The sequence below is a fragment of the Rickettsia sp. genome (assembly GCF_965035265.1).
This window is the reverse complement of sequence record NZ_CBCDJS010000036.1, coordinates 1-11,786: the sequence shown is the minus strand read 5'-3', so window position 1 is coordinate 11,786 and position 11,786 is coordinate 1. Positions and strand designations below refer to the sequence as shown.

Below are 11,786 nucleotides of genomic sequence, written 5' to 3'. Positions count from 1 at the left end.
ATCTGGATTTTTTTCAATTAAATTGCTTAAATAATTTTCTGCAACTCTTACTAATTCTTCTTTTTCATATCCTACATTATCGTCTGCAAAACCTTCATCATCAGAGTCTAGAGACTGAGCTATCGGTTTATTAATTGCCTCATTGTTGTTTTCTATATTCTCTTCTTCTGCAAAACCTTCGTCAAGGTTGTTGTTGGAAATTTTAATATGGAATAACTCTTTGTAAGAATCATTTATAACAATTTGGTCGTTAGGGTTATTTGCATTATAATTAGCTATTACTTTATCAATAGCTTCTTTAAACTTTTCATTATAATGTGCATCTCTAAAGGTAGAGCTTTCATATATAGATTTTTTAGCAAATTCTTTTAGTGCTTGAAGGTTTTCAGTACTAGAATTACTCATATCAGCATGTTTTTCTGGAATATAAGTAGCTATTTCTATTAATTTATCACCAAAAATTCTTTGAGCGGTTATTTCATCAGCTTGTTGTGTTGCTTCTAATATTTTACCGGGCATATTATTTTTTAATAGCTCTATTATTCCCCCACCGCAACAAACAGTTTGATAATCATCGTTATTTTCTTCTTTTAATGATAAATACAAAGCGTTGTCTATGTGATAGTTATTTTCTTTTAATAATTTCCATGTTTGTAAAGTTGGGTCATTAGCATATACTCCACCATCAATAATTTTATGTAATTTAGTATTGGTTATATTACTGAAAGTGTGGCTAGGAAAATATCCAGGTGCTGCAGTGATCCCTTGTATTATATCTGAGAGGTAATAATTATTATCTTCACTTTTCCTAGACTCTATAGTAGAAAAAGTCATAAGAGGATTTTGTTTATTATTTAGATCATAACCTGTCACTACAACATCACCAATCAAATCGTTTAGGGTATAATCCTTACAATATTCTTTCAACAGCTTTACCAATGGTTCAGGAGAAAATTTATAGCTGAATAAGCCGTTAAAACTCCAAAATTTTCTAAAAGTTAATCCTTCTGGAAAAATATCGTGTGCCATTTCTTCAAACAGTGCTTGAGCTTGCTCCGCACTGAATAAAGGTTTTCCAGTAGGATCTGGTAAATTAAGTAAAATAGGGATAAGCCCTCCAACACTGGTCCCTCCGGTAAAATCGAATATCTCACAAGTAGGCTTACCGGTTATTTGCTCTATTATTTTTAGTTTTTCTAAATGGATATCTCCTTTTACTCCACCGCCTTCTAATAGTGCTAGGCTAATCTTCTTATTATCGTTTATATCTACCATAACCACCTTTCAAAAATACTAAGAGAGCAAAATACAATAAAAATTAACCTTTGTCAACAAAACCCATCCAAAAATCTTAATAAAATTTAACTTATGAAATAAAATTGTAACTATTAGTAAAAGATACTTGATTAATGATTAATATTTTAGTATATAGCTAATATTATAACTATAATGGTATGAGATATGCTAAGTAATCCTAGTAATATAGATCCTGAGTTATTAGCTAAAGAAGTAAATACGATGATGCCTTTAGTAGAGAAAGATTTGGCTGGTATTGAAGATGCAATAACTTATGGAAAAGAAAGATTACTTGAATTTGTTAAAGATAAGAAAATTATGGAAGCTTTGGCATTTATGTATTGCTTTGAAGGAAATACCGGGCAAACTTTAAATGTTAAAGAATTACGTACTACAAATGATTTCTTATATAGTGATGATTTCAGTACCCTTACTGAGACACTAGATACTTTAGTACCACTTATAGGTATATATTTTTCTGAATAATTTAACACTAATTCTACTATAAATAATGACACTAAAACATGAAATCTTAGATAGCTCTTCTGAAGAAGAGTCAAAAGAAAATTATACTTTATCTAAGCATCTTAATTTTTTACTTAAAAATATACTGGATATTAATTACATATATAACTCTGAAGATTTTAAACTTAAGCTGGGTTTAATATTACATAATTTAGCTGATAGATTTTTTAAATATTCTACTATTAAAGATACTTATAAAAAAATTAAATCTGAAATATTAACTGTAGATAATGAGTCTTCTCAAGAAAATTTACAAATTATAAAAACTGCTTTTAATAAGCATCTTAATAAATTATTTAAAGAGGCTAACAAAGAAAATATAAGCAATACGGATTATCAAAATCTATTGCACTGTGTATTTAATCCAAATTACTCTATCCCCAAGATATTTACTTTAGCAGACGGTATTACTGCTGATCATGCAAAGAAAGTATTATTCCAAGAATTGCAAAACAGTAGGATTAGCTTAAATAGCATAAGTAGTAACCCATTAAATTTTACCATACATAATTCTAAAGAGTTGTTAGCATTTACTAAAACAACAACTAAAACGACTAAAATTACTCTAAAATCTGTAATGTTAGATGGGATGGATGATAATTCTTCTACTACATGTAATATACCCAATACTATGAAAAAAACATTTACGGCTAATCATGTTATGCATTACAAAAGCGGTAATATACAAACAGATATACCTAGTTTTGGAACATATGACGAAATCTTATCTAAATTTAATCAAAGACCGGAACATAAAAGTAATATTGTAAACCGTATACTCGAAGTTATAAAAAATAAAGAAGTTTCACAAACTATACAAGAGCTACCACGTGATTTAAACTATTTTGCTGAAAAGCTAACACATTTATTATTTGTAGTTGAAGTATATAGAAATAATGCGACCTTATTTACAGCTCCGATGTTTCTAGAACTTATTGACAAAAATAGTATATTTTTATCAGATAAAGGGTTTTTTCCTATGTCTGTCGAGCATGCCGTTGCTCAAACAAGAGGCATAATTAAAAACTATAAATATGTGTTACCAAATTCCTGTCCAATAGATTATGATACTACAAATGTACAAAACGGTAATCTATTACTTATCAAAGAAGGTAATATATTAATAGAATGGTTTAGTGAAAAATTAAATAACTATAAATTAGCAAATATAGCACGAATATTTGACATCTTAGCTTCAATGCAATTTTACAAAAAAATGGACAATGTAAAAATAAATGATATCAAGTCTTTTTTAGAAAAAGTTCATGAATTAGAAAATTGCCCTACAGACTTGCTAAATTCACTAAACAAAAATTTAACTACTTTAATGCTTAAAATAAACAATATAGGAGAACGCAATTTGAAGCTTACAAAGACTAAGCTTCTTGAAAAAAAGGATTTTTCTGAAGATTTAAAGGATTTAATTGAAATAACTTACCTTGAATTCACTGAAAGCTTAAAAAATATTGAAAGGTTTTTAGCTCAAAAACAAGCAGCTCTCAAAAAAGAGATAAAAAAAATCCTACCTGAAATTCTACAAATTTTATGTGCTAAAGTAAAAGAATGGTATGACATTGATGCCCCTGAATATACCAAGGATGTATTACAAGATATTACCGCAAAATTTAATCAAACTACTACTCCTAGAAAGAGATTGAAACTTTCCTTTTCTAAAGGAAAAAATATAGATGGTGAAAATGATTATGATAGTAATCAAACTTTGGAAACTACAGCTATAAACGATAGTATGAAAGAATATTCTAAACTAATGGGAGAAGATGCTAATATTACATACGATTAAAAATAGTATTAATATTATAGTCTTTTTTAGGTCCAAAGATTTTATAATTTAAGCAAAATGAATCATGGTTTATAAATATATAGGTAGCGTTATATTCGTCTTTGTCGCATAAATGGCTACCTGTAGCTCTTGAATCATCTATAAAATCTAAACGATAAAATAAATTATTTTCTGCTTCGGCAAAATATTTTACAATATTATTATTTTCTAAAATATATCTATATTCTTTATTAGCGGGGATTTGATGATCGTAGTCGTTATAATGAATTTTCAACTCCTCTTTGTATATTAATTCATTTAAACTTTCAGGCAGGAAGTATGCTACCCCCTCACCGTAACCGTGATTATCTATAATTCTTTTAATCCGGTATTTTCCGGATAATTTTAAAAAGATTTCTTGGATTGAGGTATTTTTTGAGGGCACTTTTGAAGTCTAATTTAGGTATATTTGGAGTATAGACGAAGTTTAATTTGGAAAAGAGTAATCGGTTCACAAGACAAGGAGCGGAGCGTATGCTAATACGTGAACACCGCAGTACTTGTAGAACGACGTAGCCAATTTTTCAAATTAAACAAGTATATATTAGTTCTGTAATATTTTCATCAGTAAGTTAATCTCTTCACGAAGTTCTATATCGTTTTCCAGTAATTCTTCTACTTTCTTAATAGCATGCATAACTGTTGTGTGGTCTTTCTTACCGAATTTTTTGCCGATATCAGCTAAACTTTTCGGTGTTAATGCTTTACTAAGATACATGGCTATTTGACGTGGTCTTGCAACTTCTCGTGACCTCCGAGTAGAAGACATATCGGATAATTTAATATTGTAACGATTTGCTACTTTTTTCTGAATATCTTCAACGGTAATTATTCTTTCATTAGAACGCAGTAAATCCCGCAAGATATTTTGTGTATTTTCTAGCGTTATTTCTTTTAGAGTAAAATTAGAATGAGCAATTACTTTATTCAAAGCTCCTTCAAGTTCTCTAACGTTTGAAACGATTTTAGATGCTAAAAAATCAATTACGTCTTTTGGTATTTTAACATTCATTTGTTCAATTTTAGATTCTAGAATACCGAGTCGTAGCTCATAAGTAGTACTATGAACGTCGGCAACTAAGCCCCATCCAAGACGAGATTTAATTCGGTCTTCAATATTATCTAAATCTGAAGGAGATCTATCGCAAGAAATAACCATTTGACGGTTATTATCAATCAGCGTATTAAAAGTATGGAAAAATTCCTCCTGTGTACTATCTTTACCGCAAATAAACTGAATATCATCAATCATTAATACATCAACTGAGCGAAATTTTTCTTTAAATGACATCACATCTTTATTACGCAATGCTTTAACGAATTGATACATAAACTTCTCAGCCGACATATATATTACTTTACGACCTGGATTATTTTGCTTGATATACCAACCGATTGCGTGCATTAAATGTGTTTTCCCAAGTCCTACACCGCCATATAGAAAAAGCGGATTAGATTCAGAAACGGCACCGGATGACTCTGCAACTGCTCTTGCAGCAGCATAAGCCAGCTCATTAGGGGCCCCAACCACAAAATTATCGAAAGTAAAACGCACATCAAGAGTTGAAAAGATATTTTCCGAGTTAAGCTCGCTGCTGCCGATATCGGCAAAAGTCTTAGTAGGTAGCTCTATAATCGTTTGGCCTGTTCCAGGTAACTCTTTAGTAATTATCTCAACCGATTTAATGGTATTGTTATAATGTTGAAATAGTTGCAATATGACCATAGAGTATTTTGATTTTATCCAATCTCTAACAAAATTAGTAGGGGCACAAAGAATAACGGTATTTAAGGAAGATTCTATAAAATTGACTTTACTGAACCAACTATTATATAGGGTTTCGCCATAATGATTGTAAAGATCCTGAGCCACATGACTCCAGACATTTACATAATTATCACCTTGATCTGTTAAAATTATTTGATTAGTATTCACTTAAAACTGCCACGGTAAGTTATTTTGTTTCCAGCCTTTATTTTGATTATTTCCTTCAAAACCGTCACTAATATTATAACAATTTTTATAGCCCATATTAGCTACAAAATTTGCCGCAATAAATGACCTATATCCTGAACGACATAGAAAAATATTATTAGACTTTTTGCATAACTTGCTTCTAAGGGTAATTTGTATGTCAATCCTAACCCCTCATCCTCACCTGCTTTTGTGTATGCTGCGGTGCTAGGTGAAGTGCTTTCTTCAAATTTTTCCTTATTAGCGGACGTTTGTAAGAAGTCTATCGCATAGATTTTATCGTTAATGCTAGATAAAAAATTATCTTCAAAATTTCTATTTATTTCCATAAAAGGTGATAGTTGCCAGCTTAGAAAAATCACTTTATCTTTATTTTTTAGGCAAGGTATGCCCACCTGCTGCCATTCTTCTTTCGTTCTAACATCCACAAGAAAAGCATTATCGTTTGAAGCCACGATATCATAAGCTTTTGTAGAACAGATATTTTGAACTAACATATTTTTTGTACGCTTTTATAGCTGTTATTGATAATAAAATTAATAGAATTTTATCCATGTAGAATGGATTTATTAGAGTGCTTAATTATTAAAGCATTTTTAAAATGATCTTGGTGTCTGATAATTTTAATAATATTATTATAAAAAATTTTTGCAAGGTTTTATAACATGAATAAATTAAATAAAAACTCTTTACAAAAAAAACTTCTTTATCGTAGTAAAAATCGCGGCTGTAAAGAAATGGACTATATACTTAGTAGCTTTGCCGAAAAGTACTTATTCTTGATGGATGAAAAAAAACTTGAAAGCTATACTTTAATACTTGATCAAAATGATAATGATCTTTATACTTGGATTACTAAAAAATCTTCTATTCCTTCTAATCTAGATACCGAAATAATAAATAAATTAAGCGAAATAGCAAAAATATAAACTCCTATAGAATGTTACAACAAAAATTTCCAGCAACTGCCAAATCTTTCTTTGCAATCGATAATTTTACTAAGAACCCTAAGCAAGATTTTATCGTAGTTACAAGTAATGAAGAGGAGGCGTTGCAATTATACAAGCAAGCATTATTTTTTTCTTCCAATGAAAATATTTATTATTTTCCTAGCTATGATACTATACCCTACGATCATGCGTCTCCAAGTCCTAATATTTTATCTAGACGTGCAGAAATATTAACTAAGCTAGCAACAAATAGTAACGGTAAAGTACTTATCACTCATGCAGCAAGCTTATTAAACAAATTACCTCCAAAAGATTTTTTTTCTAAATATTTTTTGAAATTATCTCCTAAAATAAAATTTACTACGGATGAGCTTGCTATGTTTCTAGTAGAAAATAGTTTTACGAGAAACGCGAGTAGCATCGATGTTGGGGAGTTTGCAGTTAGAGGCGAAATCATTGATATAATACTGCCCGGTCCTAAAGCTTATAGAGTTAATTTTAGCTGGGATTATATTGAATCGATCAAAGAATTTGATATTGATACGCAAATTTCTACTAAATCTTGCCTAGAACTTGTTATTAGTCCTGCAAACGAGATAGTTTTAAACACTGAAACTATAATTAATTTTAAGAATAATTACTTACGAAGTTTTGGAGTTAATCATACTGATAATCCTTTATATGAGGCGGTAATATCGGGAAGAAAATTTTCGGGATATGAACAATTACTCCCGTTATTTTATGATTCCTGCTCTAACTTAGTAGATTACCTAAACGATCCTATTTTTATATTCGATAATCTGTCAAAACAAGCCATTTTAGAGTTTGAACATAGTTATAACGATTTTTATTCGGCAAGATCAGAGGCGAATAAACTTAAATTTAATAGTTTCTATCCTACTCTGACGCCAACTAGCTTATATTTTACTGCTTCCGAAATAATAGGATTACTCGAACAAAAAAATAATATATTAATTAGTTATGAAAATTCCGAGCAAGCTAGCTTAATTGAAAATATTAGCTCTACAAGTTTTATAGAAAAGAAAACGGTTTTTGATAAATTATTTGAAGTCATCAAAGCTAATTCTCGTAAAAAAATTATTATAGGCTCAAGCGTTTTAAGTAGCTTTGAGCGAATTAAAAGTATAATTACAAATTACGAATATACTTATAATGAGATAGAATACTTAAGAGAAGCCAAAATAAACGTAATAAATATTGCATTACTACCTTTAAACCAAAGCTTTGTTACTTGCGAATATTTATTTATTACCGCTAGTGAATTATTAGAAGAAAAATCTAGCTCTACAAACACTAACAAAAAACTTAAAAACATTTTGCTAGAGCTTGATAATTTAGCAGAAGGTGAGTTTGTTGTTCATAAAGATCATGGAATAGGGCAGTTTTTAAAGCTAGAAGCTTTAGAAATCAAAGGCAAGCTGCATGATTTTTTAAAGATCTTATATGCTGGTAATGATAAATTATATATACCGGTTGAAAATATAGAGGTAATAAAGAAATACGGTAATGATAATGCGGAGCTTGATAAACTTGGTAGTGTCTCATGGCAAAGAAGTAAAGCAAAACTTAAAAACCGTATAAAAGAGATAGCACTACATTTAATACAAATAGCAGCTAAAAGAAAACTTAATACTAGTGCTTCCGTTGCATTTGACCTTGAAGAATATGATAAATTTTGTGCTAATTTTCCTTTCAGCGAAACAGAAGACCAGTTAACCGCTATAAACGATATTAGAGAAGATCTAAGAAGCGGTATGTTAATGGATAGGTTAATATGCGGTGATGTTGGGTTTGGTAAAACAGAAGTAGCAATGCGTGCCGTTTTTATGGTAGCAAAATCTTTAAATGAACATTTACCTCAAGTAGCCGTAGTTGTACCGACAACTATTTTATGTAGTCAGCATTTTTCAAGGTTCATAGAAAGGTTCAAGGGTTTTGGTTTAAATATCAAACAATTATCTAGCATTATTAGTTCTAAAGAAGCAAAAATTGTAAGATCAGAGCTTGAAAGCGGTAAAATAAATATAATAATAGGTACTCATTCTTTATTACATAAAAATACAAAATTCTTTAATCTGAAATTATTAATAATCGATGAAGAACAGCATTTCGGTGTCAGTCAAAAAGAATTTTTAAAACAGTTAAAATCTTCCACTCACGTACTTGCAATGTCGGCAACACCGATTCCTAGAACGCTACAAATGTCAATGACAGGTCTAAAAGAATTAAGCATTATTGCAACACCGCCTCTAAACAGGTTAGAGGTGCGTACGGCAGTTATGCCGTTTGATCCGGTTATTATCCGAGATTCATTATTACGTGAACATTTTAGAGGGGGAAGAAGTTTTTATGTAGCTCCTCGAATTAAAGACATTGAAAGTATAGAGAAACAACTTAAACAAATTGTACCGGAATTAAGCTATAAAATAGCTCATGGAAAAATGACTCCTAATAAAATTGATGAGGTCATGAGCGAGTTTTATGCCGGCAAATTCGATATACTAGTCTCAACTACTATTATAGAGTCAGGAATTGACATAGCCGAGGCAAATACCATGATCATACATAAAGCCGATATGCTGGGTCTTGGTCAGCTTTATCAATTGCGTGGTCGGATAGGTCGGGCTAAAATGCGAGGCTATGCTTATTTAACAGTAGAAAGTCATAAAAAAATGACCTCGCACTCCTTAAGACGCTTAGAGATAATACAAAATAGCTGTGCTTTAGGTTCAGGTTTTACTATTGCAAGTCATGATGCGGATTTACGAGGTTTCGGTAATTTAATCGGTGAAGAGCAATCTGGGCAAATTAAAGAAGTAGGTACTGAACTATATCAAGAAATGTTGGAAGAACAAATAGCTCTTTTTAAAGATGAACCTATTGTTTCAGAACAACACTTTATCCCAACTATTAATTTGGGGTTATCCGTCTTTATTCCCGATAACTATGTATCTGATTCAGCTCTTAAACTCGGACTATATAGAAGAATAGGTAATTTAAGTAATGAGATAGAAGTAGAGAAATTTAAAGATGAGATGATTGATAGATTTGGCTCACTACCGATTGAATTTAATAATTTACTTGATATTGTAAAAATAAAACTATTATGCTTTAAGTTAAATATTGAGAATTTAGATTCAGGAGATAACGGGTTTGTGATTAAATTTTATAAAAACGCCGATATGACTGATAAAATTTTAAAATTCGTGAGTAGCTACTCTAATCAGGCAAAAATCAAACCGGATAATAAATTAGTATTTATCAAGAAATTAGTAGATAAAAATATAATTATCGAGGCAAATCAGTTACTTTGGAATTTATCGGAGGTGTAGGTATAATTATGCTACTTCCTGCACTCTTCTATGTCATTCCCGCGAAAGCGGGAATCCAACATAAAGCGAGATAAATCGAGCTTTTAATTTCAAAAATTTGCTGTATTTATACTTTTTTCTGGATTCCCGCTTCCGCGGGAATGACATCGAGAAGTGTACAACCATGTAATAACATAATAAACATGCCCCATAACCTAAAACAATTATTCCAACAACATAACGTAAAAGGTTTGTCGATTAATTCTAAAACCGTTAAGGATAAAGACGTCTTTTTTGCCATTAAGGGACAAAGTGTTGATGGAAACAATTTTATAAATGATGCTTTAAATCAGGCGACAGCGTTAGTAATTACAGATAATGAAAAAAATACTACCATAGATAAAGTAATTTATGTAGAAGATGTACAAGCAGCTTTATATGAAGCTATAGAAATCTTCTATCCTAAAAAACCAAAGAATCTAATAGCCGTAACAGGTACTAACGGTAAAAGCTCGGTAGTATCCTACATAGCTCAAACATATTCATTACTTGGGAAGAAAGCAGCGTCTATAGGTACAATAGGGGTAGAGATTTTTGGTTGCGATAATCTTATAAATGATGTACCGGAGTTGACAACACTTGATTATTTAAGCTTTAGAAAAATTGCTCATAATCTAGCTGAAGCAGGTATAGAATATTTAGCTTTTGAAGCTTCGAGTCATGGTCTTGAGCAAGCAAGACTTGGGAAAGAAAGAGTAAATATCGCATGTTTTACTAGTTTTAGTCAGGATCATCTAGATTATCACCATACAAAAGAAAATTATTTATTAGCAAAATTGAAATTATTTATAAATTATTTATTACCAAATGGCATCGCAATATTAAATTCCGATATAGAAGAAATAGAATTCATTAAAAGTTATCTACATAACCATAATATTAAATTTATCACTGTTGGGGAAAAAGGTGATTTACAAATAAGTAAAATTAATAGCTCTTTAAGAGGACAGGATATTAATTTTACATTTAATAATAGAGAATATAATTTTAATACATCGATAATCGGTAGCTTTCAGGCTAGCAATTTATTAATTACGTTACTGAGCGTACATTATACTGGTTTTGCTTTTGAGCAAGTTATAGATGTTTTAACGAAAGTTAAACCGGTAAAAGGCAGAATGCAGCGTATAGAAAATACTAATATATTTATTGATTACGCTCATACTCCCGATGCTCTTGAAAAAGCTTTAACGGAGCTGAAAAATATTAAATTACGTGATAGTAAGCTAAGCGTAGTTTTTGGTTGCGGCGGTAATCGTGATAAAACAAAGAGAAGTCTTATGGGACAAATAGCTGTAAAACTTGCCGATCACGTTATAATTACCGATGATAACCCACGTCTTGAAGACCCAAAGCTTATTAGAGCTGAAATTATAGGCGGTATAGATAAAGCAAATTATATAGAGATAGCTGACAGAGAAGAAGCTATTAAATACGGTATAAATAATTTAAAACAAAACGATATCTTATTAATTGCCGGCAAAGGTCATGAAAATTACCAAATTATAGGTGATAAGAAATTACCTTTTGATGATGCTGAAGTTGTGAGGAAGTATATTAAAGGCACATTAGTGTCATACCGCGACTTGATCGCGGTATCCAAAAAACTTTAAAAGATGCCGCGATCAAGTCGCGGCATGACACTGTAAACTAACATATGATTTGGAATTCCGAAACACTAAGTAAAGCACTAGGTATAACAATATCTAATTCTATCAATTGTAATGAAGTGCAATTTAATTCTAAAGACGTTAAAAAAGGTGATTTATTCATAGCACTTAAAGGTAACGGTGACGGTCACGATTATG

Annotated in this window: 10 protein-coding genes and 1 pseudogene; 6 read left to right on the top strand and 5 right to left on the bottom strand. The window is 30.7% G+C overall.

Annotation, left to right across the window (positions count from 1 at the left end):
- A partial coding sequence (locus tag AC1Z7D_RS03520) for a patatin-like phospholipase family protein (RefSeq protein ID WP_482602020.1) occupies positions 1–1,275 on the bottom strand: 1,275 nt, incomplete at its 3' end.
- Between the two features lie 186 nt (positions 1,276–1,461).
- Between AC1Z7D_RS03520 and AC1Z7D_RS03515 the strand changes: the two genes are divergently transcribed.
- Together AC1Z7D_RS03515 and AC1Z7D_RS03510 are read left to right on the top strand one after the other, a co-directional pair.
- On the top strand, positions 1,462–1,782 hold the full coding sequence (locus tag AC1Z7D_RS03515; protein ID WP_482602018.1) for a hypothetical protein: 321 nt from the start codon (positions 1,462–1,464) through the stop codon (positions 1,780–1,782).
- Between the two features lie 25 nt (positions 1,783–1,807).
- The gene (locus AC1Z7D_RS03510; protein WP_482602016.1) at positions 1,808–3,622 is read left to right on the top strand and encodes a hypothetical protein; all 1,815 of its coding nucleotides are present in this window, start codon (positions 1,808–1,810) and stop codon (positions 3,620–3,622) included.
- Here AC1Z7D_RS03510 and AC1Z7D_RS03505 read toward each other — a convergent pair.
- From AC1Z7D_RS03505 to AC1Z7D_RS03490, 4 genes are all read right to left on the bottom strand, one after another.
- On the bottom strand, positions 3,609–4,046 hold the full coding sequence (locus AC1Z7D_RS03505) for a DUF6314 family protein (protein ID WP_482602014.1): 438 nt from the start codon (positions 4,044–4,046) through the stop codon (positions 3,609–3,611). The genes AC1Z7D_RS03510 and AC1Z7D_RS03505 overlap by 14 nt on opposite strands.
- A gap of 159 nt (positions 4,047–4,205) precedes the next feature.
- Positions 4,206–5,597 carry a chromosomal replication initiator protein DnaA gene (gene dnaA / locus AC1Z7D_RS03500; protein ID WP_482602012.1) on the bottom strand — a complete coding sequence of 464 codons (1,392 nt, stop codon included), beginning with the start codon at positions 5,595–5,597 and terminating at the stop codon, positions 4,206–4,208.
- A complete protein-coding gene (locus tag AC1Z7D_RS03495; RefSeq protein WP_482602022.1) occupies positions 5,598–5,717 on the bottom strand; it encodes a sulfurtransferase in 120 nt (39 codons plus the stop codon).
- Entirely contained in the window at positions 5,699–6,133 is a 435-nt protein-coding gene (locus tag AC1Z7D_RS03490; protein ID WP_482602010.1) for a palindromic element RPE1 domain-containing protein, read from the bottom strand. The genes AC1Z7D_RS03495 and AC1Z7D_RS03490 overlap by 19 nt, the downstream gene beginning before the upstream one ends.
- A gap of 168 nt (positions 6,134–6,301) precedes the next feature.
- On the opposite strand from AC1Z7D_RS03490, the gene AC1Z7D_RS03485 reads away from it, so the two are divergent.
- The 4 genes and pseudogenes from AC1Z7D_RS03485 to AC1Z7D_RS03470 all read left to right on the top strand — a co-directional run.
- Positions 6,302–6,565 carry a succinate dehydrogenase assembly factor 2 gene (locus AC1Z7D_RS03485; RefSeq protein ID WP_482602008.1) on the top strand — a complete coding sequence of 88 codons (264 nt, stop codon included), beginning with the start codon at positions 6,302–6,304 and terminating at the stop codon, positions 6,563–6,565.
- Positions 6,566–6,576: 11 nt separating this feature from the next.
- Positions 6,577–9,939, top strand: coding sequence for a transcription-repair coupling factor (mfd, locus tag AC1Z7D_RS03480; RefSeq protein WP_482602006.1), 3,363 nt, complete (start codon positions 6,577–6,579; stop codon positions 9,937–9,939).
- A gap of 182 nt (positions 9,940–10,121) precedes the next feature.
- A complete protein-coding gene (locus tag AC1Z7D_RS03475; RefSeq protein WP_482602004.1) occupies positions 10,122–11,591 on the top strand; it encodes a UDP-N-acetylmuramoyl-L-alanyl-D-glutamate--2,6-diaminopimelate ligase in 1,470 nt (489 codons plus the stop codon).
- A 44-nt stretch (positions 11,592–11,635) separates the two neighbouring features.
- Positions 11,636–11,786, top strand: a pseudogene (locus AC1Z7D_RS03470) (UDP-N-acetylmuramoyl-tripeptide--D-alanyl-D-alanine ligase); the annotation flags it as partial.